The organism is Bacillus cereus group sp. MYBK195-1 (assembly GCF_051916605.1).
Classification (GTDB): domain Bacteria; phylum Bacillota; class Bacilli; order Bacillales; family Bacillaceae_G; genus Bacillus_A; species Bacillus_A cereus.
Genome location: NZ_JBQAGZ010000001.1, coordinates 253,036 through 278,390, shown reverse-complemented (window position 1 = coordinate 278,390; position 25,355 = coordinate 253,036). Strand labels below are relative to the sequence as shown.

Genomic DNA, 25,355 nt, shown 5'->3' with positions numbered 1-25,355 from the left:
ATTCTCTTCTATTAATCACGCTTATATTTTTTTAACACTTCTTCTAGTCGTTTTCTTTCATCTTCTAGCGTACTTGCATTTTTTTCTACACTTATATCTTTCTTCTCTGTTTCTTTCTCTTGTTCTTTCGACTCTTCTTCCTTAAGCCAATCTGGCACCATTTCTTTCCGCACCGTTTTCTTCGCCGTACGGCCTTTTTTCTTCGTCTCAGCCCACTCTTGATATTGACGGTTCTCTTCTTTCGCTAACGCCATCGCGTCCGCTACTGTACCGACCTTTTTACGTGCCCAATGCCCAGCAATCTTCTCGACATACGTTTTCGCAAGTTTCATATCTGAGCGTAGCATAACGTAATAAATAAGTACATTCACAACTCCTGGTGTCAATTTTTGATTAATCATGACATCTTCAACGATCTGCAAGTCCGCTTTCGTTGCCTCTGCACCACCAGAAATCTCTTTCAATAGTTGTTTTGGCGAGATTTCCTCTAGCTGCTTTATTAGCATCTCCTCTTGCGATGAAGGCTCTTTCTCTTTCATCGTACGTGCAGCATGAGGCTGTACTCTTTCACTTAATACCGGTAATGCTTGACCATTTTCAAATTGATACCAATCGCGCGCTCCTTTTCTAAGCCTTTCCGTATCAATTGTTTGCATCTCTGTCACTGCACCAAGAACGATATTTTGCATCGATAACACATCTACACCATACACGTAAGCAAGTGTTATAACGCAGTCTCTCACTTGATCTGTAATCGCCTTTTTAGGAACAAGAGCGGACAATCCATCTACAAATAAAGAGAAATCAAAGAAATCATTCCAAACTTTCGGAGCGTCTCCCTTCTCGTTACTTGGCATAGTTGTCGTTTTTGGAATACGAAGGTCTTCTTGCGCATGCTCAAGCTGTCCTGGATTAAACGAACCAAACACATCATTGAAAGAACGCGTAACATTTTCATAAGAAGCAAAATCAAATTCTTCTTCTAAGAAATATTGCTTTACTTGATTATATTTTGTCCGGCTCAATCGATTGTATAAAAAGATACTTAAAACAATATCATCAAAAAACTGCTTCGGAGATAAAGGTGGTTGCAACTCATATATGAACATTCGAATATCTTTTTCTTTCTTAATATATACCTTCAATAGCCCAATTGCCTCTAACTTTACTCGTTCTTCATATATTTCAGGAAGTTGCATTTGCATAGTCACCATAAGGAAATGATGCGTATTCTCTTTTCCAAATACACGATCTTGCTCTAGCTCTCCCCATAGTGTCATGTATAAGCTAAAAGCTCTACTACCTATTAACGGCTGATACAACATCGTTAACACTTTTCGGTCGTAATTGTGCAGTAGCCCTTTCGCACTTACTTTATAACGATCAATCGGCAATAGCTCCATCCATGACTGTTTTTCCATTCTTGCTTTTCCTTTCTCTCATCCAATCTATCCTCTACTTCATTCGTTCTATCTTCATTATATAAATTCTTAGTGAAAAAGAGCTATTAGCTTGCGCTTCTAGCTCTCTTATCCTATTACTTACGGTATGTAAAGAGAATAAAATACAACTTCTACTCTCTTTCTTTTTGCAGTATATCTTTTAATTCTTCAATAAATACATTTAAATCTTTAAATTGACGATATACAGAAGCAAAACGTACGTAAGCAACATCATCAATATCGCGAAGTTCTTCCATGACAATTTCACCAATCATATCACTTTTCACTTCTGATATACCTAAATTACGCAGTTCACGTTCCACGCTTTGTGTTACTTCTTCTAATTGTCTTAAAGATACTGGTCTTTTTTCACACGCTTTAATTAAACCACGTAAAATCTTTTCTTTATTAAACTCTTCTCGTGTGCCTTCTTTTTTTACAACGATAAGAGGTGACTCTTCTACCCTTTCAAAGGTCGTAAAGCGACTTAAGCAGCTTTCACACTCTCTCCTTCTTCGAATAGAGCGCCCCTCGTCTACCGGACGCGAATCTAACACTCTTGTACCATTATGAGAACAGGATGGACAACGCAATACATTCACTCCTTTACACTATACTCTTTATTTTTCTCTACTCACTTCACCTAAAATATATATACAATATTATATAACTCATTCTAACTCTCTTACCACTTTAAGTTTCAGCGCATCACTTTATCATCTCATCCTTAAAAATAAGATGGTATATAGAGCACTACCTCATTTGCAAGAATCCAATTTATTCAACTAACGAGTACGTTATATTTTTCCTTTTTTATAAACTAAAAAAGAGGTGCATTATACACCTCTTTACATTTTAAATCAATTATGTTCTTTTTTAAAGAGCTTTTGTTTCTCTCTGCTTAATTTCGAAGCTACCAGTGCCTCGAGGAAGCTCGATGCTCTCACGCGTTTTCGCGTTTAAACCTTCTGCAATATATTCTGCAGCAACATTTGGATCAATACGATCCCCACAAGTATAAACATCAATACTCGCGTAACCGTGCTCCGGAAAGCTATGAATTGTTAAATGTGATTCTGAGATAATTACTACTCCACTTACACCTTGTGGTGCAAATTTATGGAAAGCAACCTCACGCACTTCAGCACCAGCTCTTAGTGCTGCATCCACAAATAATTGTTCAATATACGGCATGTCATTAAGCTTGTCGAAATCGCAATCCCAAAGTTCAGCGATCACGTGACGACCCATCGTATCCATAGTATCCATTCTACAGTTCCCCCTTGTAAATTTATTCTAACTGTTCGAATTGAAAACTAATTTGCAATTTGGCTTGCTCCACTACCACGGGGGAAAGTTAGTCCAGAGAGGTCCTAACCCTTTAAGTAGTGACTACGTACCTCAGCTCTTAAGTTTACGAGTGTTAGTATACTTTGTTTATTTTCATTTTGCAACAACAGTTTTTTCGATTTTCTGTCATATTTTCCTCTTTACTTTTCCCTAAAAAAAATAAACGATTCACAAATGCAGTAATCACAACGTTTCGTGGTATGTCCACTTTTTAAAATATACTTATATAATTTTTTCCTTTTCAGAAAAAATTAAAAAAAGAGGGCAAATATTGCCTTGCCCTCTCCTCCCTTATTCACTTAAATGTGTTGCACATTTTCTTGTTTCGCTAACTCTTCAACAACTAACGTTACAAGATCTACAACACGACGAGAATAGCCCCACTCGTTATCATACCAAGCAAGTACTTTCACTTTACGATCACCCATTACCATTGTAGATAAACCATCGATAATAGCTGAATGTGTATTTGTATTAAAGTCGATAGATACTAAAGGCTCTTCGCTGAATTCTACAATACCTTTTAAAGCACCGTTTGCAACAGTTTTGAATGCATCGTTAATAGCTTCTACTGTCACATCGCGTTTTAAATCTACTACCAAGTCAACAAGAGACACGTTTGGTGTTGGTACACGAAGTGCCATACCATGAAGTTTTCCGTTTAAATGTGGAAGAACTTTTGCTAGCGCTTTCGCAGCACCTGTCGTTGTCGGAATGATTGATTGTCCGCAAGCACGTGCTCTTCTTAAATCTTTATGTGGGTTATCAATATTTTTTTGGTCATTTGTATAAGCGTGAACCGTCGTCATTAAACCGTTCTCAATTCCAAACTGCTCATCTAACACCTTCACAACAGGCGCTAAACAATTTGTTGTACAAGATGCATTTGAAATAACAGTATGTTTTGTAATATCTAATTGGTCTTCGTTCACACCAACTACAATTGTTACATCTTCATTTTTACCAGGCGCTGTTAAAATAACTTTTTTCGCTCCAGCTTCAACGTGAAGAATTGCTTTTTCTTTTGAATTAAATTTACCAGTTGCTTCAATTACAACTTCAACACCTAAATCTGTCCAAGGCAATTCCTTTGGATCGCGGTTGTTTAAAAGGCGAATCATTTTTCCATCAACTAATAAGTGATCTTCAAATGCTTCTACTGTTCCGTCAAACTTGCCATGAACTGTATCATATTTAATTAAGTGTGCTAACGTTTCAGATGGATAGCTTGCATTGATTGCTACAATTTCGAATGCGCTTTCTTTTATTGCTTGACGAAATACCATTCTCCCAATACGTCCAAATCCATTAATTGCCACACGAGTCATAATATGTTATCCCCCTTGAATGCGTTATACTATTTATCTCCAATCCCAATAATAGTATAACACAAAAAGGAGATATGTCACTAAGCATTTTCATTAATTTCACAATTTTTTAGTCAATAATGTTCCACTTCCTTAAAATTACCTGCAATTGTGTTTTCGTTCCCATAATTGTGCCATCATTATTTATCACTTCATCTGCATTTTTCACTTTTTCTTCTAACGGCATTTGAGATTGAATACGAGCTGTTGCTTCTTCTTCTGAAAAGTTATTTCGTTTCATCAAACGTTCTAATTGCGTATGCGGCTTAACCGCTACAACTAAAATGCGGTCAACGAGACTTGTTAATTTGCTTTCAAATAAGAGAGGAATATCTAACACAACCGCTTGCATACCTTCTTTTATGTACATTTCCTTTTGCCTATTCATTTCCTCACGTACTGCAGGATGAACAATTTTATTTAACTGCAATCGTTTTTCTTCATTATAGAAAACGACACTTCCTAGTTTTGGACGATCTAGTTCTCCATCTTCTTGTAACACTTCCGTTCCAAATACTTCTACTATTTTGTTATATGCTGGTTTTCCTCGCTCTACAACTTCTCGTGCAATAATATCTGCATCAATTACTGGTATACTCAGTTCACGAAACATTTGAGATACTGTACTTTTTCCGCTTGCAATGCCTCCTGTTAATCCAATTACTACTGTCATCATAATCCTCCTCATAATAAAAGGCGCGAAACTAATGTTCCACGCCCATACTTACATTTTCCAAATTCCAATAATAATGAGTAATACTCCAGGCAGGAATGTAAATTTTTGTAACCACTTCATATTCGATAAAACCGTTCCAAGTTTCATTCCAATAAATAAAAACAAAGAACTCATAATTGCAACTAATATCGCCATCATAGCGGGTGTATACCCTAATAAAGATGCACCAATTCCGGCACCAAATGAGTCTACAGAAAGAGCGATACCAAGAAGCAATGCTTCTCCTGCAGAAATGGTGCCTGATTTATCAAAATCTGCTACAGTCGGTTTCCGTAAAATTTGAATCACTAGCCCTAGCGAGGCAATCTCTAATTTCCAGACCTTCTCCTCTTGCTTCGGTTCTTCTTTTTTCTCACTTCGAAAAAATTGATATAATACCCAAATCCCTATTCCAATAAGAACGAGCCCACCGATACGCGTTGCGATAACAGGTGAAAATACTTTCGCGATCATATGTCCAATTCCCATTGAAACAAGCATAACAGCCGCTGAACACATTCCGATAATTATAATTGATCTTAGTGGAATTCTTACGCTTCTTAAACCATATGTTAGCCCTACACTACAGCTATCCAAGCTTAATGTAAAAGCTAATAAAATAAGAGATAAATAAAGGTACATCGGTAAGCTCCTCCCTTATACATAGCTCTGCTGTATGTATATGACAAATGCCTATCCGATGTTATCTCTTTTCTATATTCTAGGCTGACAAATTGGGCAGTAATGCGTTCCTCGCCCGCCAACAACTGTTTTTTCTAATATCGTACCGCAAGTTACACACGGTTCTCCTTTTTTTCCGTATACATTTAGGAGTTCTTGGAACGAACCAATTTGCCCTTGTGAGTTGATATACGTTCGAATTGTACTTCCGCCACGCTTCACCGCTTCGCTTAGCGTTGTAACGGTAGCCTCATAAATTCGCTCAATTTCTTCTACTGTTAAAGACGACGCTTCTCGTTCAGGATGAATTTGAGAACGGAATAAAACTTCATCTACATATATATTTCCAAGCCCTACTAAAAGACGCTGGTCCAATAGCACAACTTTTATTTTACGATTCGTCTTTTTCAATCTTTCTTGTAAATACTGCGTTGTCAATTCCGCATCAAATGGCTCCGGACCTAAGTCAGCAAGAGGCATTTGGTTCATTTCTTCACCTTTCTTAAAGAGATGCATCGTACCAAATTTTCTCACATCTTTATAATGTAATTCCGTTCCATCTGTAAATAAGAAACGGACGTGCGTATGTTTATCAATCAGCTCATCCTCTTGATGTAGTAAAAACTTACCTTCCATACGCAAATGTGAAACAATAACATAATTTGTTACATATAGAAGCAAAAACTTACCCCTTCGCTTTATATTTTCAATCTTCTCGCCTTTTAGCATTTCTTTAAAAATTTCTGCATCATCTGGTCGTTTCACTATTTTTGGATAAGTAACAATAACATCTTCAATCGTTTTTCCTGTTACAAGATTTTCAAGTGTCCGTCTGACATTTTCAACCTCTGGTAATTCAGGCATTTCATCACTTCCTTATTTTGCGTCGTACCAAGTTGGACCGTAAGAATAATCAACTTTCAGCGGAACTGCGAGTTCAATTGCATGCTCCATTACTTCAGGTACAAGCTTCTCTAATTTTTCAATTTCTTCTTTTGGCGCTTCAAATATCAATTCATCGTGTACTTGCAGAAGAAGACGTGCTTGTAATCCTTCTTCTTCTAAACGATCCGCCATAATAATCATCGCTTTTTTAATAATATCTGCGGCAGTACCTTGAATTGGTGTATTCATCGCTGTACGCTCAGCGAAGCTACGTAAATTGAAATTACGACTCGTAATTTCTGGAATATAACGGCGACGATTTAATAATGTAGCCACATATCCTTTTTGTTTCGCATCTTTTACGATGTCCTCCATGTATTCTTGTACACCAGGGAAACTTTCTAAATACTTTTCAATAAATTCCGCTGCTGCTTTTCTTGTAATTCCTAAGTTTTGTGAAAGACCATAATCACTAATACCATATACAATTCCGAAGTTAACAGCTTTCGCTTGTCGTCTCATATTTGAAGTTACTTCATCTTTTTCAACGCCAAATACATCCATAGCTGTTTTCGTATGAATATCCATATCATGTTGGAATGCTTCAACTAGCCCTTTATCATTTGCAATATGAGCTAATACACGCAGTTCGATTTGTGAATAATCAGCCGCATACATAATCCATCCTTCTTCTGACGGAACAAATGCCTGACGAATCTTTCTTCCTTCTTCTAATCGAATCGGGATATTTTGCAAGTTCGGATCCGTTGAACTTAATCGACCTGTTTGCGTTAACACTTGATTAAAGCGAGTATGAATTTTAGATGAATCTTCATGTACAACTTTCAGTAAACCTTCAATGTAAGTTGAATTTAGTTTTCCTAATTGACGATAATGTAAAATATTTGGAATAATTTCATGGTGATTCATAAGCTTATCTAGTACATCAGCTGACGTAGAATAACCTGTTTTCGTCTTTTTAATAACCGGCAAGTTTAAGTTCTCAAACAGAATAACACCAAGCTGCTTCGGTGAATTAATATTAAATTCTGTTCCCGCAAGCTTATAAATTTCCTGTTCCATTTCCTTTAATCTACCCGCAAGTTCTTCTCCCATATTACGAAGACGCTCTGTATCAACTTTTACACCCTTTACTTCCATATCAGCTAATACACGTGCAAGCGGCAATTCTAACTCTGTAAACAGTTCATATTGCTCATTCTTCTTTAACTCTTCAACGAATGTTTGCTTTACATCATATAATACATGCACTTTACGAGCCACATGCTCCGCTACTACCTCTAACTTTGGAACAGCACGCTTCGCACCTTTTCCGTAAACTTCTTCATCAGATTTCACAGCATGCGTTTCTTTCATTTTCGCTACAGTACGGAAGTCTTTATCCGTATCAGCTGGATCAAGTAAATAAGCAGCGATTAATAGATCAAAGTCAATCCCTTGCATATCTATCCCATTCCATTTCAGTGCAACGATTGCACGCTTCGCATCAAATGTATGCTTTCTCATTTCTCCATCTGCAAGCCACTCTTTAAAAGCATCTGACTTAAGAGCAATGTCTGTCTGAATAAAGTAACATCCATTTTCATTTTGAATACCGAAACCTTGAATGTCTGCTTTATGATAGTTATCTTCTTGTACTTCAACGATAAGCGCACTATCTTGCTGAAGCATTTCTTCTGTAACTTCTTCCACAATATCAAATGTAATATCATCTAATTCAGCTGGAGCAGTTTCTTCTGGCGTAACGCCTAATTTATTTAAAAGAGATGTAAATCCTAAACTCTCGAACATTGGAATGACATCACTTGCTTCATATCCTTTATACGCCATATCATCCACATGAACTGTAATCGGCGCATCTGTAATAATAGTTGCAAGATCCTTACTCATAAGAGCTTGTTCTTTATTTTCTTCCAGTTTTTCTTTTAATTTCTTCCCACTTACTTGATCTATATTTTCATACACCGCTTCAACCGTTCCAAACTGTGTTAACAATTTAATTGCCGTTTTTTCACCAACTCCTGGTACACCCGGTATATTATCTGACTGGTCTCCCATTAAACCTTTCATATCGATAATTTGCTTTGGTGATAAGCTGTATTTTTCAAATAAAGCTTCTTTCGTATATTCATCCACTTCTGTAATCCCTTTTCGCGGAATACATACAAGCGTGTTATCAGAAACAAGTTGAAGTAAATCTTTATCTCCTGAAATAACTTTTACACTTGCCCCTTGCTCACTCGCTTCTTTCGCTAACGTTCCCATGATGTCATCCGCTTCATAATTTTCTAATTCATAACGCGGTACATTGAACGCATCCAGCATCTCCCGAATAAACGGGAACTGCTCTGATAATTCAGGTGGAGTCTTTTGACGCCCTCCTTTATACTCACTATACGTTTTATGACGGAACGTTGTTTTGCCTGCATCAAACGCCACTAACATATGAGTTGGCTTTTCTTCCTCTAATATTCTCATTAACATCATTGTAAAACCGTAAATTGCGTTCGTATGTATACCTTTGTCGTTATTTAAAAGCGGTAGTGCAAAGAAAGCACGATACGCGATATTATTACCATCTACTAATACGACCTTTTTTTCCAAAATTAAAACCTCCCCATACAAATTTGAAATGATTTTTTTCACAGAAAAAAACCGTTCCTTTCCTCTCTCTATATTAACATGACTAATAGAGAGAAGAAAAATAACGGCTATTTTCTTTCATATATAAAACAGACTTATATTGGCATAAAGGGAAGTGACGAGAACAGCTTAACTATTCTCGTCCAAAATTACTCCTTGGATGAAGGGGTTTTCATGTATTATATTAACAGAGCTTTATTAATATTTAATTAAGCCATTGTTAATATATTGTAAACATCCTTCATCCTATTTTTCAGTTGCTGATTTCGGTAAAACAACTGTAAACGTTGTCCCTTCTCCAACTTCACTATCTACTGTAATCGTACCTTGATGCGCCTCAACTAAATGCTTTACGATCGACAATCCAAGGCCGGTACCACCAGTATTTCTACTTCTTGCTTTATCCACCCGGTAGAAACGTTCAAAAATACGCGGAATTTCCTCTTTACTAATACCAATCCCAGTATCCGATACTTTTATATAAGCATTATATTTATCTTCCGCTAACTCTACTGAAACAACGCCTCCAGCCGGTGTATATACGATTGCGTTATTAATTAAATTAATAAAGATTTGTTTCAAACGACTTGGATCTCCAATAACAGAGGCACGTTTTAATACATTCACTTGTAAAGAGATTTCTTTTTCTCCTGCTTTATTATCAAGCACCATATGAATATCTTCAAGCAGCCCCTTCATGTCAACGGTTCCCATATTTAATTTAAATCCTTGTTGTTCGATCTTCGACAAATCTAATAAATCTTCAATTAATCCTTGCATGCGCTCACTTTCTTTTAAAATAATGTGCAAGAAATGTTCGCAGAATTTTTTATTATCCATCGCTCCGTCTAAGAGTGTTTCTGAAAAACCTTTAATAGAAGTAATCGGTGTCTTTAATTCATGAGAAACATTCGCTAAAAAGTCTTTTCTCATTTGTTCTAATTTCTTTAACTCTGTTATGTCATGGAATACGAGAACAATCCCTTTCCATTCATGGTTTGTCCCGATAATAGGCGCTCCATATACTTCGAAATGCTTCCGTTCAATTCCAAGTGGTAATAACATTTGTTTACGCACTTTCACTTCTGTCATAAAGATTTCTTCTACAAGCTCAATAATTTCTGTATGATGAAACGATTCATAATATAAGCGATCTAAATATTCTTCATCTGTTACGTGGAAAGTTTCCTTATAAGAGCGGTTTACAAGGTTTATATATCCTCGGCTATCAATTAAAATCATTCCGCTTCCCATATTTTCAATTAACGTATGCAGACGATCTTGCTGCATTTCTTGTTCAAGTGTCATCTCTTGTAAATTTCGTGCTAAAATATTAATCGCTTTACTCAGCATTCCTGTTTCATCCGAATGACTTTCGTATGCACGTGCTTTATAATTACCCTTTGCCAATTCAATTGCAACTTTCGTAACCGATTCAATTGGCCTAATATATTGCCCTGTAATTTTCATACCTAAAAATACAACTACGAGACAAGCAATGACAAATCCGATAATTAATAATCCCCACGTTTTTTGATGTACGTCTCTTAAAGGATCAATTATACTTTTCACCAAAATGTATCCTTGTTTTCCTTCTACATCTTGAACGAACACCGCATGATAAAATTCATTCTTTCGATCCGTTTCTTTCGTAATTACTTTACTTCGTTGTTTTGCCACTTCCGAAGAAAGTTCTTTAATCGTCTCTGGACTAAATGCCAATTCTTGTCCTTTTCTATATTGAACTTTCTTTTTTTCATCCAAAAATACGATAGAAGCTGGTATTTTTTCTTCTAACTTTTCAAATACGTATGGATTTTTTAAGACATTATTAAAACCTTGCTCTTCTGCTAACGTCGCAACATACTCCGTCTCTTTTACCATTCTCTCTTTAGCATGATCTATATAGTAGTTTTCAAACACAGTTTCTAGTAATAAACCTAGTCCAACTAAAATAAATACAATAAGAGAAACAAATGTAAAAAGAAGCCTGGAACGAAATTTATTCATTCCCTTTTGGCTCCTCTAATTTATATCCTAAACCACGTATCGTTTTAATGTACGTCGGTTTTTTCGTATTTTGTTCAATTTTATCGCGCAAATGGCTAATATGAACATCAACAATTCGTGTATCACCAGCAAAATCATAATTCCATACAGCACTTAATAATTGATCACGTGTCAACACGCGACTTTTATTTTTCGCAAGATACACAAGTAGTTCAAATTCTTTTGGTGTTAATTCAAGCTTTCTTCCTTGGAAATAAGCCTCATAAAACTCCGGTAAAATTTTAAGTTCTGCAATTGTAATGCTATCTTCATCTGGCGCTTCTGCAACTTGTTCTTCTTGTTGTAATTTCGTGCGGCGCAAAATTGCCTTCACACGAGCAACAACTTCTCTTGGACTAAATGGTTTCGTCATATAATCATCTGCCCCAAGTTCAAGGCCTAGCACCTTATCAAACTCATCATCTTTTGCCGTTAACATTAAAATCGGCGTCATAACGCGCTGCAATCGTAATTCTTTACACACTTCCATACCATCCATTTTCGGAAGCATTAAATCTAATATAATTAAATCTGGGCGTTCTGTTGTCGCTTTTTGAAGCGCCATTTCTCCATCCATCGCTGTTATAACTTCAAACCCAGCTTGTTGTAAATTAAATTCGATTAAAGTTAAGATAAATTCCTCATCATCAACTACTAAAATACGATTGTTCATTCTTTTCCTCCAAGTTATAGACTTGAAACCTTCTTCATCCTAGTATTTTCCCCGTTATTCTCATCATACTAGAAAACAAGGTCCCTCTCAATATAATTGTCTATTCATGGAGATCGTTTGTGTAGAATTGAGAAAATAGACTTAATTACGCTTCACCTGCAACTACACAGGATTTTGCCAAATTTTATAGATTGCTCTCTCTTCGTTAAAGCTCACTTCCGTATGAACTATAAAGTGAAACTTTAATCAGTGGGGGGGTGTTCATTCCCCACCTAACTTCTTTGCTTTCGCTGAATTTTGAGGTGGGATCTTACTGCCCGTTAATGCGGGATAAAATCTTGATTTTGCGCTAAGAACAACGAAAGAGCATACGCTATTTTATAATCTGGTGTTTCATATCCATCAAATACTCTCCCGTACATTTCATTCACAAACCCGTCTGCCCACACTTCAGCTTCTCTTACCGTTTCAAAGATCACTCTTCTCTTTTCCACCTCACCTAAAAAACCACTCCTTTAATTGACTTCAATTACCGATAATAATATTATTAATCTTAATATATAAATTAATAATATTTGGAGGTCTATTATGCGACTAATACTATCCATTCTATCTTTAGCAGTCACATGTATCCTTGCTTTTAACGCTCCTAGCTGGGATACGATTAAAACGGGTTGCTCAGAATTTGCTGAAGGGTTCAAAGAAGGGTTTTTCAACTAAAAATAGCGCTAGCATCCCTATTAAAGGTATGCTAGCGCTATTTTTATTTTCATCTTTTAAAAGTTATCTAATGCTTTTTCCATAATGGAAACAGATTTATAAGGTGGCGTTACTGTTAATGAACCCTTTACAACAGTTTCTCCTTTTTCATCATGAGCAGATACAAGCATATCAATTGTATGTTCCTCCTCAGAAACAGCCACAACTTCAAAGTGGATTTGTAACGTTTCATAATGGTGAACATGTTTCACGAATGTAAGGTCCTTTCTCGTAATATGACTTCCTGGACCCGGTAAATATTTCGTAACTGCCGTTGTAATCATTCCCGTTAGCATAATGCTTGGTACAATCGGCTTTTCATACGGAGTTTGGGATGCGTAATCATGCTGAATATATAATGGATTGGCATCATTCGTTAACCCTAAGTACAATAACAAATCTTTATCCTCAATTTTTTCAGTGATAGATAATTTCTCTCCTACTGTAATTTCATCCATTTTACGACCAATTTGAACTTTTTTCTTTAACATGTTACAACCCCCTCCGATTTTTTCACCTTATTATCCTACTAAAAGCGATACCTTATCCGAAATTTACTATGATGAGGGCAATATATAGTATAAATCTACAGTTTCATTATAGGATATTACAAATGATAGCGTTTTCATATTATTTCAAAAAAACAATTCGGTAAATAGTAGAAAAAGATTCGGAATCCCGAATCTTTTTCACTACTATTCAATTATTAAACAAGAACTTTCATTACGTTACGTACAGATTCTACAGAGCGATCTAACGCTTCTTTTTCATCTGCAAGAAGTTCTAATTCAATAATTTTTTCAATTCCGTTACCACCTAGAATTACTGGTACCCCTAAGTAAAGGTCACTATAACCATACTCACCTTCAAGGTACGCAATAGCCGGTAATACACGGCGTTGATCTTTTAAGATTGCTTCTGTCATTTCAACTAAAGAAGCTGCTGGTGCGTAATATGCACTACCGTTTCCTAATAAGCCTACAATCTCACCGCCACCTTTACGTGTACGTTCTACGATTGCTTCTAAACGCTCTTTCGGAATTAACGTTTCTAACGGAATACCGCCTGCATAAGAATAACGCACAAGAGGTACCATGTCGTCACCGTGTCCACCAAGAACAAATCCTGTAATATCTTTTACAGAAAGATTTAATTCTTGTGCGATGAATGTACGGAAACGAGCTGTATCTAATACACCCGATTGACCGATAACACGCTCTTTCGGGAATCCTGCTTCTTTAAATACAGAATATGTCATTGCATCAACTGGATTTGTTAACACAACAATAATTGCATTTGGTGAATGTTTTGCAATGTCGCGCGTAATACTTTTCATAATTTTAGAGTTTGTTGCTACTAAGTCATCACGGCTCATACCAGGCTTACGTGCAATACCTGCTGTAATAACGACAACGTCAGAATCAGCAGTATCTGCGTAATCAGATGTTCCAATAATGTTAGCATCAAAACCTTGTACTGGGCTCGCTTCTAACATATCTAACGCTTTCCCTTTTGTTGGATTTTCCAGTTGTGGAATGTCCACTAATACAACATCTGCAAGTTCTTTTTGTGCTAATAAGAATGCCGTTGTTGCTCCTGTAAATCCTGCACCGATGACTGAAACCTTCTTGCGTTTGATTGTCATAATTTACCCCCCGCTTTAATTATGCGTTTTTGATTATCGCTACATCCATGTTTTTAATAAGTTCATTAGCGAACTCAGAACATTTCACTTCTGTTGCACCTTCCATTAAGCGTGCGAAATCATAAGTTACTACTTTTGAAGCAATTGTTTTCTCAACAGAAGCAGTTACTAATTTCGCAGCTTCGTTCCATCCTAAGTGTTCTAATAATAATACACCTGAAAGAAGAACAGAAGATGGGTTTACTTTATCTAAACCTGCATATTTTGGAGCTGTACCGTGTGTAGCTTCAAAGATAGCATGTCCAGTCACATAGTTAATGTTTGCACCAGGTGCAATACCAATTCCACCTACTTGTGCAGCAAGTGCATCAGAGATATAGTCACCATTTAAGTTCATTGTTGCAACAACATCGAACTCACGTGGACGAGTTAAAATTTGTTGTAAGAAGATGTCTGCAATAGAATCTTTTACGATGATTTTTCCAGCCACTTCAGCGTCTGCCATCGCTTTATTCGCTGCATCTTTACCATCTTTTTCAACAATACGATCGTATTCAGCCCAAGTAAATACTTTGTCGCCGAATTCTTGTTCCGCTACTTCATAACCCCAGTTTTTGAAAGCACCTTCTGTAAATTTCATAATGTTTCCTTTATGAACTAATGTAACAGAAGAGCGTTTTTCGTTAATTGCATATTGAATTGCAGCACGAACAAGACGCTTTGTCCCTTCTTCTGAGATCGGCTTAATACCAATACCAGATGTTTCTGGGAAGCGGATTTTATTAACACCCATTGCTTCTTTTAAGAAAGCAAGAACTTTTTCTGCTTCTGGAGACCCTTGTGCATATTCAATTCCAGCATAAATGTCTTCAGTATTTTCACGGAAAATAACCATATCAGTATCTTCCGGACGTTTTACAGGTGAAGGAACACCTTCAAAATAACGAACTGGACGTAGACATACATATAAATCTAATTCTTGACGAAGTGCTACGTTTAGAGAACGAATACCACCGCCAACTGGAGTTGTAAGTGGACCTTTAATCGCGATTAAATATTCACGAATTAAGTTTAAAGTTTCTTCAGGTAACCACTCGCCTGTTTGGTTGAATGCTTTTTCCCCTGCAAGCACTTCTTTCCAAACGATTTTCTTCTCACCATCATAAGCTTTTTCAACTGCTGCTTCTAGTACGCGAGATGCAGCTGCCCAAATATCAGGACCAATTCCATCTCCCTCGATAAATGGAATAATCGGATTGTTTGGTACATTCATAACACCATTAGTTACAGTAATTTTTTCACCTGTCGTCAATGTGATAACCCCCATGTTTGAAATTTCATATGTATGAAACTGAGGGAATAACCCCTCAGTTCAAACCGTTAGTCAAATTAAAATATTCTAATCATTACATCTTTCCGAAAAAATCAGACTTTTGAAAGCGTATTTTCACTATCAAAATAGTGTTATTCGCTTATCGTTGTGCAATTGGAACATACACTTGATGCGTTGGTCCATTATAATCAGCACGCGGACGAATTAAACGGTTGTTTTCATATTGTTCTAGAATATGAGCTAACCAGCCTGACATACGGCTAATTGCAAAAATAGGTGTAAATAAGTCATGGTCAATTCCTAAACAATGGTATACAGAAGCTGAATAGAAATCAACATTTGGTGGAAGACCTTTTTCTTTTGTTACAATGTCTTCAATTTTGATAGACATATTATACCATTTCTCTTCTCCTAAAAGCACGCATAATCTCTTAGACATTTCACGTAAGTGTTTTGCACGTGGATCACCCTGCTCATACACACGGTGGCCAAAGCCCATGATTTTCACTTTATTTTGAAGAGCATTATGAATATATGACTCTACATTTTCTTCTTCACCAATCTCAGTTAACATCTTCATTACATTTTCATTTGCCCCACCGTGAAGAGGACCTTTTAATGCACCGATTGCTGCTGTAATACCAGAATATACATCTGAAAGTGTAGCTACGCAAACACGTGCAGTAAATGTAGAAGCGTTTAACTCATGATCTGCATGAAGTACAAGCGCCTTATCAAAAGCTTCAATTTCAACTTCATTTGGCTCGCGATCATTTAACATGTACAAGAAGTTTGCAGCTAATGATAAATCCTTTCTTGGCTCAACAATATCTAAACCTTTACGGATTCTCGCGTAAGCAGCAACTAAAGTTCCGACTTGCGCCTGTAATTTAACCGCTTTCAAATAATTGGACTTTTCATCCATAATTTCAGCGCTCTCATCGTATAATGATAGCATGGAAATTGCAGTTCGTAAAACCGACATCGGATGTGCGATTTTTAAATCTACTTGTTTCAAATATGTTAAAATCTCATCTGGCACTTTATAGTATTCCGATATAGTCCCTTTAAATTTCTCTAGTTCTTGTTCGTTAGGAAGCTTACGATGCCATAATAAGTATACTACTTCTTCAAATGTAGCATTCTCCGCTAAATCATCAATATTATACCCAACATAAGTTAATGTATCATCAATAATAGAGCTCACAGATGATGTTGTTGCTACTACCCCTTCTAAACCTCGAATAACAGTCATGACATTCTCTCCTTTTCCTGAAAATTCTCCCAACCTTGCTCCTTATATCTATTTGCTTCCCTTTTGAATTATGAACGCCCGTTCACTCTTTAGGCAAGCAAAATGCACGATCATGCAAATTTGTTGCGATGTTCCCCTCTTATTGTCCATTGTTTACATGGAAAGCATGAGCGTGAATGTCTCCCCGAATCCTCACGCTCAAAACAACAAGTTAGTGAGGAAAATACATTCCGAAGAGTTTTATGATAAAAACAACATAAAACAATATCATTATAAAATTGTTTTATGTTGTTTTTATTTTATCTGGTGTAAAGTCTCTGCTGTTATGTAACTTTTCAAAGTTTCTAATCCTATTATAAACAATTATCTGACTTTTGTGAACAGAAAGAATTCAAAAATTTTATATTACTATAAAATTCCTTATTTAAACATCTGTATAATACTCATAACCGCATAGGCAATTCCAGCCCCAATTAACGGACCAACAGCAACCCCATTAAATAGCGCAACCGCTATAATTGTCCCAAAAACAAGCGCAGTTGTAATGTGAGGATCCGTCGTCAACAATTGTACGCCGCCTTTCGCTAACAAAGCGACCGCTACACCTGAAGCTAAAGCAATCCACGCATAATAAGATTTCGCCGCTTCTCCAAGTTGTTTAAAACCTATTTCCCCTGTCGCAATCGGTACGAGCACCGCTATTGTAATGACCGTTACACCTAGGTTAATTCCTTTCGTTTGTAAATAAGGAAAGACCTTATCTCCTAAAAACGTAAACTTCAATAAAAATAACACACCAATAGCTACAGTAAGCGATTGGTTTTTAGCAATAAGTCCTATAATAAGTAGTATGAATAAAAATAACGTTGACTGACTAATCATGTTTGCACTTCCTTTCTGAAAATAATGAACTCATTTCCAAACAAAAATACCTTTAAACCTATCGTTATACATGCAATATCGAGGCCTATTCAACATGAATCACTTCATTTTTTATGTATTTTAAAATGACAAACTGAGACTTTCACCATCAAAATTTAAGCATGTATACATTTTAAAAAACGGGCGTCTCTTCTTTCTTTTCTAATTAGAAACAGGTAAAATAAAAAGAAGAGAAAATGAAGTTTTTACCATATAGTAGAAGCATCAACACCAAGCTTTCACAGTCACTCACATACTGAAAAAGCAGGAAAAATCCATCATTCCACTATAACATAAAGTGAAACTTTAATCAGTGGGGCATTTTCCACTGATTATTAGTTGAACCAATCGGGCTTTTACGGGCAGTTTATCTCCAGCTAACTCCTTTGATCCAGCCGCACTTCGGGTAGGAGATTTACTGCCCGTTAATGCGGGGTAAAGTGAAACTTTAATCAGTGGAGCACACTCGTTATAAGTTGAACGAATTAGGATAATCCAAATTGGAATGGGAGGTATACATCTTTGAACCGAAACTTACTATATATGATATTGAGACTCATATTTGTCATTGTAGCAACGGTAGCTGGGTTCTATGTATTACTATACATGTCAGGGCTTATCTATCCTTTTATTATCGCTTTTGCATTTGCTTATTTGATTAATCCTGTCGTCAATTTCCTTAATCAAAAACTACAATTTCCTCGCGCACTAGCAGTACTCGTTAGCTTAATTCTCGTATTTGGAGCTATCGTTGGACTTGTTACATATCTTGTGACTGAAGCAATATCTGCCACAACATACTTACTACAACTTGTTACAGTAAAGTTTCCAGATATCGTTACATTCGCTCAGCAATTTGCACTTAATCATATTATGCCTCTCTACGATGATTTAATCTCTAAATTTAATCATCTTGGAGAACCACAGCGCTATACAATTACACAAAACATTCAAAACTTAGGAACAGAAGCAACAACACAAATGAAAGAACTTTTAACCGCCATTATAAGCGGGTTAACGAATTTCATTAGTGCACTGCCAACAACTTTAACTGTCCTTGTATTCATTTTATTAGCCACTTTCTTCATCAGTTACGATTGGCACCGTCTTGCTCAGAAAGCAAGAAAATTGCTACCGAATCGTGTACATGGCTATGGAAAAACTATTTTTGTCGACTTAAGAAAAGCTTTGTTTGGTTTTGTGAAAGCACAACTTACACTCGTATCTATGACAACCGTCATTGTACTAATCGGGCTTTTAATATTACGCGTACCATACGCCATTACTATTGCGATTATTACAGGAGTTGTAGATTTACTACCATATTTAGGAACAGGTGCAGTCTTTGTTCCATGGGTTATATACGTATTTTTCACTGGCGATACCGCATTCGCCATTGGTCTTCTCATTTTATACATCGTCGTGATTGTCCAAAGACAAATTATGGAGCCGAAAGTACTTTCATCTAACATCGGTCTCGATCCATTAGCAACACTCGTCGCTCTATTTGTCGGCTTTAAACTTTTTGGCTTTTTAGGATTAATCATCGGCCCAGTCACCTTAGTACTACTTAATACATTACACAAAGCTAATGTCTTCCATGACTTGTGGAAATATATTAAAGGTTCACCTTCAAAATAATAGTTTCTAATTCATACACAACAAAAAACTTACATGTAATCAGTGGGAAATTCCCACTGATTATTCCTTGTACTTATTTTTCATACTCATTACATAAAACAAGAGAATTGCACTCAAAAAAGATAATTCTCTTGTTTTTTTGCATAAAAAACGCATATTTCGTGGTATTTTTACATATTTATTCTATTTATTTTATAATTATTATTTACATTTATTACTTTTTATGTAAATGAATAATTATACAAAATAGCATAAAATAAGACTTCAACTAACAATCTCCGCCTTTTTATATGAATTTTTTACACCAATCGTTCCTTTATATAAGAAAGCAAAACTTTAATTTAGCAGCATTTCCCTCCATCTTATTCACCTAAATTAATAGCACTAAAAAATCACAAGTTTAATCGAAGCACAACAAGAGTTCAAACGAAAATTATATAGCAAATATAATGAGCAGACGTTTTGTTCATCCCCACTCATCATTCGCCCCACATCAGACACTTACGAGCAGCCCAATTTCGAGATAGAAATTCCACCCCACAAATAGCGTGGTAAAACAAAGCTTCAATTAGAAAGTTCCCCTCCTCTTACAAGACAAAAAATAGCACTTAGATTTCTACAATCTAAGTGCTATTTCTGAATAATAATAGTAGAGTTCTTTCTAAATTTCCATTCCATCCACTTCATAACAAGCGGCTTCAATAAAGCTCTCGTAATAGGGATCACGCAGATAAACCCTAGCACATCTGTCACATACCCAGGAAGCACTAAGAGAATACCTCCTACAAATACAAAAATACCATCTAGTACCGCCTCACCTGGCATTTCCCCTCTATTCAACTTAGATTGAATCTCTCCAAGCACTTTAAACCCTTGTCTTTTCGCCAAATACACACCTACAACACCTGTAAATACAATCATAGCGAACGTAGACCATAAACCTATTACATGACTTGATCCAATTAAGACCGTAATCTCAATCGCTGGTATTAAAATAAACAAGAATAGTAACCATTTCATAGTTCTACACCTCTCTCACATCTCACTTTTAATGCCCTCACAACGCCTATATACATCATATGAAATATAGATATCCTTTCATATTAAAACCCATAACAAACAGCTTTTAAAAGCAATTCTAGGCGCTTTAAGCTAATTCTATCTCGTTTTTGTGTAAAAAAAAGAGAAGGACTCCGATCCTTCTCTCCGTATTACTTATAGCACTTCCGCATGTCCATTATAAACAATTCCGCGTGCTGCATCAACTGTTACTTCTTGGCCATTTTTTAAAGTTGCTGTTACGCCGTTTACACCAACGATAACAGGAATACCAATTGATACGCCTACAACAGCTGCATGGCTTGTTAAGCCACCTTCTTCTACAACTAAAGCCGCAGCTTTTTCGATTGCAGGAATCATATCTTTATCAGTGCTTGTTGTAACAAGGATATCACCTTCGTTTACGTTCGCTACAGCTTCAGCAGCTGTTTTTGCTACAACTACTTTACCTTTTGCAGCTTTACGACCGATTCCTTGTCCTTTAGCAATTTCTTCACCAACAACGTGGATTTTCATTAAGTTTGTTGTACCAGTTTCAGCAACTGGAACACCCGCAGTAATCACTACAGTATCTCCAAGTCCGATTAGACCTGCATCCATACCTGTTTGAATTGCTGTATCTAACATTTCGTCAGTTGAAGCTGCGCGCTTCTCAGCCATAAATGCTTGTACACCCCAAACAAGTGCAAGACGACGTCCTACTTGCTCGTCAGATGTTACAGCTACGATTGGAGATTTTGGACGGTATTTAGAGATCATTTTCGCAGTATATCCACTTTCTGTTGGAGCTACGATTGCAGCTACATCAAGAGCAAGTGCTGTATGCGCAACAGATTGGCTAATTGCATCTGTAATTGTTGGAGTGAACTCTTTAATACGTTTTTTGAACATATCTTCATATTGTAATGATTTTTCAACACGTACCGCAATGTTAGCCATCATTGTTACCGCTTCTACTGGGTATTGTCCAGCAGCTGTTTCACCTGAAAGCATGATTGCATCTGTACCATCGAAGATTGCGTTAGCTACGTCACTTGCTTCCGCACGAGTTGGACGTGGGTTACGTTGCATAGAATCTAACATTTGTGTTGCAGTAATAACTGGTTTACCTAACACGTTACATTTTTTAATTAGACGTTTTTGTACTAACGGTACTTCTTCTGGTGGAATTTCTACACCCATGTCACCACGAGCTACCATTAAACCGTCAGAAACTTCTAAGATTGAATCGATGTTGTCGATACCTTCTTGGTTTTCGATTTTTGGTACAATTTGGATGTATTGAGCGTTATGCTCTTCTAATAATTCACGGATTTCTAATACGTCAGACGCTTTACGTACGAATGAAGCTGCAATGAAATCAACTTTTTGCTCGATACCGAAGATGATATCTTTTACGTCTTTTTCAGTGATACCAGGAAGCTTAATGCTTACGTTTGGTACGTTAACACCTTTTTTATTTTTTACAGTTCCGCTGTTAAGAACTTTTGTACGGATGTTTCCGTCAGCTTTTTCGATTACTTCTAGTTCGATAAGACCGTCATCGATTAGAATACGAGAACCTGGGTCTACATCGTCATAAAGACCAGCATAAGATACAGAGAACTTCTCTGCAGTACCTAATACTTGCTCAGTAGAAAGAACTACTTCTGCACCTGTTACAAGCTCAGCTTGTCCGTCTACGAAGTCGTGAGTACGGATTTCTGGACCTTTTGTATCAAGTAAGATACCAACTGTTTTACCAGTTTTCTTTGAAGCTTCACGAATGTTTTTAATACGAGCTCCGTGCTCTTCATGGCTACCATGAGAGAAGTTTAAACGAGCAACGTTCATACCTGCTTCGATTAATTGCTCTAATTTTTCAATACTTTCACTAGCAGGACCTATAGTACATACAATTTTAGTTTTACGCATATTGCACCTCCGAAAATTATGAAACCGTTCCCAAATATCTGACATTACGCCGATTAGATGGATAATTCTTTAGATAATTGATACATATCTTTATCGATTGTATGCTTTTGAGCTAACGCTTCGATAATATCATGATCAACAAGTTTGTTATCTTGAATACCTACACAACGTCCACCTTTACCAGCAATTAACAATTCAACTGCTCTTGCGCCAAGACGACTTGCTAATACACGGTCTTGTGCACTTGGTGATCCACCACGTTGTACGTGACCTAATACAGTTACACGAGTATCAAAGTTTGTTGCTTCTTCAATGTGCTTACCGATGTCAATTGCACTTCCAACACCTTCAGCTACAACGATAATACTGTGTTTTTTACCACGTTCACTACCACGCTTCAGACGAGCGATAACATCATCCATATCATACTCTTCTTCTGGAATTAAGATTGTTTCCGCACCATCAGCTAAACCAGCCCATAATGCGATATCACCAGCGTGACGTCCCATTACTTCGATAACATATGTACGTTCATGAGATGTAGCTGTGTCACGAATTTTATCAATTGCATCAATAACAGTGTTTAAAGCTGTATCGAAACCAATTGTGAAGTCTGTTCCAGGGATATCATTGTCGATTGTACCTGGTACACCAACACATGGGAATCCTTGTTCAGTTAATTTTTTAGCGCCTTGGTAAGAACCATCTCCACCAATAACAACAAGTCCTTCGATACCGTGTTTCTTTAATTGCTCGATACCTTTTAGTCGTACTTCTGGATCTTTAAACTCAGGACATCTTGCTGTATATAATTTTGTACCACCGCGGTGGATAATATCGCCAACAGAACCAAGTTCTAATTTTTCAATGTGACCAGAAATTAATCCAGCGTATCCATGGTAAATACCATATACTTCAATATCATGGAAAATCGCTTTACGAACAACTGCACGAATGGCAGCATTCATACCAGGTGAATCTCCACCACTTGTTAATACACCAATACGTTTCATTTGTACTCACCTCATAAAGATTATTTGCCTTATAATAAAATAACACGAAAAAATATAAAAATACAATGGAGAAGATGTGTCTTTTCATAATAAAAACGTGCATTCGCGAAGTGGAACGCACGCTTTTCTTATTTTATCCAAATGGAAGCGTTTGAAAACGAAACTTGCCCAATTTTCATATATTTTTCATAACGTTTTTCGATTAATTCATCTTTCGAAATTCCGTTTAATTGTTCAAAAGTTTTTCGAATCATTAAATCTATATTTTCTGACTGTTTCAAAATATTACGGTGAGCTCCGCCTCTTGCTTCTGGAATAATTTCGTCAATTACACCTAATTCTTTCAAATCTGCTGCTGTAATTTTCATTGCCTCTGCAGCTTCCTTTGCTTTTCCTGCATCTTTCCAAAGAATTGCCGCTGCACCCTCTGGTGTAATAACAGAATAAGTGGAATTTTCTAGCATATGAATGTAATCTCCTACTCCAAGACCTAGCGCACCACCACTACCGCCTTCACCGATAACGATACAAATAACTGGTACCGTTAAACCTGCCATCTCAAATAGGTTGCGGGCAATAGCTTCACTTTGTCCACGTTCTTCAGCTGCTTTACCAGGATAAGCTCCCTTCGTATCGATGAAACAAATAATAGGACGATTAAACTTTTCCGCTTGTTTCATGAGACGCAGTGCTTTTCGATATCCTTCTGGATGAGGCATTCCAAAGTTACGGCGAATATTTTCTTTCGTATCTTTTCCGCGCTGATGCCCAATTACAGTTACAGGCATCCCTTTATATTTCGCAATGCCGCCGACAATCGCTGCATCATCGCCAAATAGACGATCTCCATGACATTCGAAAAAATCAGTAAATAAGTGCTCAATATAATCGAGCGTTGTCGGTCGTTCTGCATGACGAGCAATTTGAACACGGTCCCATACTTTTAGATTGCCGTATATATCTTCCTCTAAATTTTCTAGCTTTTCTTCCAAAATACGAATCTCCTCACTGAAGTCCATCTGGCTGTTTTTCGTATAGTCTTTCAGTTCACGAATCTTATTTCTTAGCTCAACAACTGGTTTTTCAAATTCTAGCTCTGCCATACAGCCATTTCCCCTCCTTGATGAACTTCTAAAATCTTGCGAAGCGATTCTCTCATATCATCACGATGCACCACCGCATCTAATTGACCATGATCTAGTAAGAATTCTGCCGTTTGGAAATCTTCCGGTAGTTTCTCACGCACCGTTTGTTCAATTACACGTCTACCAGCAAATCCGATAAGTGCACCTGGTTCTGCAAGATTATAATCACCAAGTGAAGCGAAACTCGCTGAAACCCCGCCCGTCGTTGGGTGAGTCATAACAGAAATAAATAATCCTCCTGCATTACTATGCTTTTTCAAAGCTACGCTTGTTTTTGCCATTTGCATTAAACTTAATATCCCTTCTTGCATACGGGCACCACCCGAAGCAGTAAAGATAATAAATGGAACTTGTAAGTCGTACGCCTTTTCAACCGCACGGGCGATTTTTTCTCCTACTACAGAGCCCATGCTCCCCATTCGAAAACGAGAATCCATTACTGCAACAACAACAAGCATGTCATCAATTGTTCCTTCACCAGTTACAACCGCTTCGTTCAATTCAGTCTTCTTACGATCGCTCTCTAGTTTCTCTTCATAACCTGGAAACTCGAGTGGATTTAATGAAACCATTTCTTTGTCATACTCACGGAATGACCCTTCGTCCAATATACTATCAAGACGTTCCCATGCATTCATAGGATGATGATATCCACAATTCACACATACTTTTAAATTTTTTAGAAGTTCTTTCGTATACATGATTTTTTTACATTCCGGACATTTTGTCATAACGCCATCTGGTACATCTTTTCGTACTTGTTCTGAAGGTATTGCAGCGTACTTTTTCTTTTTCACGAATAAATCTCTTAGCACAATTTGACCCCCTTCGTTGAGAGCTAAGG

23 protein-coding genes are annotated in these 25,355 nt (G+C 36.9%); 2 read left to right on the top strand and 21 right to left on the bottom strand.

Annotated features, from left to right (window positions below; translation table 11 throughout):
* Positions 1–11: 11 nt before the first annotated feature.
* The 11 genes from ACTFRY_RS01550 to ACTFRY_RS01500 form a co-directional block, all read right to left on the bottom strand.
* Positions 12–1,421, bottom strand: a complete 1,410-nt coding sequence (locus tag ACTFRY_RS01550; protein ID WP_098617038.1) for a replication initiation and membrane attachment family protein — start codon at positions 1,419–1,421, stop codon at positions 12–14.
* Between the two features lie 152 nt (positions 1,422–1,573).
* Positions 1,574–2,035 (bottom strand): transcriptional regulator NrdR, encoded by a 462-nt coding sequence (nrdR, locus tag ACTFRY_RS01545; protein ID WP_001203687.1) that lies wholly within the window; start codon positions 2,033–2,035, stop codon positions 1,574–1,576.
* 283 nt (positions 2,036–2,318) lie between these two features.
* Positions 2,319–2,702, bottom strand: coding sequence for an adenosylmethionine decarboxylase (gene speD / locus ACTFRY_RS01540; RefSeq protein WP_002003660.1), 384 nt, complete (start codon positions 2,700–2,702; stop codon positions 2,319–2,321).
* 389 nt (positions 2,703–3,091) lie between these two features.
* On the bottom strand, positions 3,092–4,120 hold the full coding sequence (locus tag ACTFRY_RS01535; RefSeq protein WP_098617037.1) for a glyceraldehyde-3-phosphate dehydrogenase: 1,029 nt from the start codon (positions 4,118–4,120) through the stop codon (positions 3,092–3,094).
* A gap of 109 nt (positions 4,121–4,229) precedes the next feature.
* Complete coding sequence (gene coaE, locus ACTFRY_RS01530) at positions 4,230–4,832, bottom strand: dephospho-CoA kinase (protein ID WP_000219316.1); 603 nt, start codon at positions 4,830–4,832, stop codon at positions 4,230–4,232.
* Between the two features lie 51 nt (positions 4,833–4,883).
* Positions 4,884–5,516: a sporulation membrane protein YtaF gene (ytaF, locus tag ACTFRY_RS01525; protein ID WP_016118705.1), complete on the bottom strand. Its 633-nt coding sequence runs from the start codon at positions 5,514–5,516 to the stop codon at positions 4,884–4,886.
* Between the two features lie 72 nt (positions 5,517–5,588).
* Positions 5,589–6,419 (bottom strand): DNA-formamidopyrimidine glycosylase, encoded by an 831-nt coding sequence (gene mutM / locus ACTFRY_RS01520; protein WP_016118706.1) that lies wholly within the window; start codon positions 6,417–6,419, stop codon positions 5,589–5,591.
* Positions 6,420–6,431: 12 nt separating this feature from the next.
* Positions 6,432–9,065, bottom strand: a complete 2,634-nt coding sequence (gene polA / locus ACTFRY_RS01515) for a DNA polymerase I (RefSeq protein WP_000412803.1) — start codon at positions 9,063–9,065, stop codon at positions 6,432–6,434.
* Between the two features lie 285 nt (positions 9,066–9,350).
* Positions 9,351–11,114: a sensory box histidine kinase PhoR gene (phoR, locus tag ACTFRY_RS01510; RefSeq protein ID WP_001032108.1), complete on the bottom strand. Its 1,764-nt coding sequence runs from the start codon at positions 11,112–11,114 to the stop codon at positions 9,351–9,353.
* Positions 11,107–11,826, bottom strand: a complete 720-nt coding sequence (gene phoP / locus ACTFRY_RS01505; RefSeq protein WP_001065220.1) for a two-component system response regulator PhoP — start codon at positions 11,824–11,826, stop codon at positions 11,107–11,109. The genes phoR and phoP overlap by 8 nt, the downstream gene beginning before the upstream one ends.
* Before the next feature lie 320 nt (positions 11,827–12,146).
* A complete protein-coding gene (locus tag ACTFRY_RS01500; protein WP_016118707.1) occupies positions 12,147–12,305 on the bottom strand; it encodes a hypothetical protein in 159 nt (52 codons plus the stop codon).
* 109 nt (positions 12,306–12,414) lie between these two features.
* Here ACTFRY_RS01500 and ACTFRY_RS01495 point away from each other — a divergent pair, with 109 nt between their 5' ends.
* The gene (locus ACTFRY_RS01495) at positions 12,415–12,546 is read left to right on the top strand and encodes a hypothetical protein (RefSeq protein WP_001237022.1); all 132 of its coding nucleotides are present in this window, start codon (positions 12,415–12,417) and stop codon (positions 12,544–12,546) included.
* Between the two features lie 56 nt (positions 12,547–12,602).
* Here ACTFRY_RS01495 and ACTFRY_RS01490 read toward each other — a convergent pair whose 3' ends face one another.
* The 5 genes from ACTFRY_RS01490 to ACTFRY_RS01470 all read right to left on the bottom strand — a co-directional run bounded on the left by ACTFRY_RS01490 (position 12,603) and on the right by ACTFRY_RS01470 (position 17,700).
* Complete coding sequence (locus ACTFRY_RS01490) at positions 12,603–13,076, bottom strand: MaoC family dehydratase (protein WP_000914181.1); 474 nt, start codon at positions 13,074–13,076, stop codon at positions 12,603–12,605.
* 215 nt (positions 13,077–13,291) lie between these two features.
* A complete protein-coding gene (mdh, locus tag ACTFRY_RS01485; protein ID WP_000153232.1) occupies positions 13,292–14,230 on the bottom strand; it encodes a malate dehydrogenase in 939 nt (312 codons plus the stop codon).
* Positions 14,231–14,249: 19 nt separating this feature from the next.
* The gene (gene icd, locus ACTFRY_RS01480; RefSeq protein WP_000206898.1) at positions 14,250–15,542 is read right to left on the bottom strand and encodes an NADP-dependent isocitrate dehydrogenase; all 1,293 of its coding nucleotides are present in this window, start codon (positions 15,540–15,542) and stop codon (positions 14,250–14,252) included.
* Positions 15,543–15,702: 160 nt separating this feature from the next.
* A complete protein-coding gene (citZ, locus tag ACTFRY_RS01475) occupies positions 15,703–16,851 on the bottom strand; it encodes a citrate synthase (RefSeq protein WP_136986137.1) in 1,149 nt (382 codons plus the stop codon).
* A gap of 387 nt (positions 16,852–17,238) precedes the next feature.
* Positions 17,239–17,700, bottom strand: a complete 462-nt coding sequence (locus ACTFRY_RS01470; protein WP_000625507.1) for a DUF441 domain-containing protein — start codon at positions 17,698–17,700, stop codon at positions 17,239–17,241.
* A 561-nt stretch (positions 17,701–18,261) separates the two neighbouring features.
* Between ACTFRY_RS01470 and ytvI the strand changes: the two genes are divergently transcribed.
* Positions 18,262–19,380, top strand: a complete 1,119-nt coding sequence (gene ytvI, locus ACTFRY_RS01465; RefSeq protein WP_001081388.1) for a sporulation integral membrane protein YtvI — start codon at positions 18,262–18,264, stop codon at positions 19,378–19,380.
* A gap of 630 nt (positions 19,381–20,010) precedes the next feature.
* Here ytvI and ACTFRY_RS01460 read toward each other — a convergent pair.
* The 5 genes from ACTFRY_RS01460 to accD form a co-directional block, all read right to left on the bottom strand.
* Positions 20,011–20,400 carry an FxsA family protein gene (locus ACTFRY_RS01460; protein WP_000871631.1) on the bottom strand — a complete coding sequence of 130 codons (390 nt, stop codon included), beginning with the start codon at positions 20,398–20,400 and terminating at the stop codon, positions 20,011–20,013.
* Positions 20,401–20,595: 195 nt separating this feature from the next.
* Entirely contained in the window at positions 20,596–22,353 is a 1,758-nt protein-coding gene (gene pyk, locus ACTFRY_RS01455; RefSeq protein ID WP_001232673.1) for a pyruvate kinase, read from the bottom strand.
* Between the two features lie 53 nt (positions 22,354–22,406).
* Positions 22,407–23,366: a 6-phosphofructokinase gene (gene pfkA, locus ACTFRY_RS01450; RefSeq protein ID WP_000821157.1), complete on the bottom strand. Its 960-nt coding sequence runs from the start codon at positions 23,364–23,366 to the stop codon at positions 22,407–22,409.
* Positions 23,367–23,494: 128 nt separating this feature from the next.
* Positions 23,495–24,469, bottom strand: a complete 975-nt coding sequence (gene accA, locus ACTFRY_RS01445) for an acetyl-CoA carboxylase carboxyl transferase subunit alpha (RefSeq protein ID WP_000818804.1) — start codon at positions 24,467–24,469, stop codon at positions 23,495–23,497.
* A complete protein-coding gene (gene accD / locus ACTFRY_RS01440) occupies positions 24,457–25,326 on the bottom strand; it encodes an acetyl-CoA carboxylase, carboxyltransferase subunit beta (RefSeq protein ID WP_000942856.1) in 870 nt (289 codons plus the stop codon). Before accD ends, accA begins: the two co-directional genes overlap by 13 nt.
* Between the last annotated feature and the right edge of the window lie 29 nt (positions 25,327–25,355).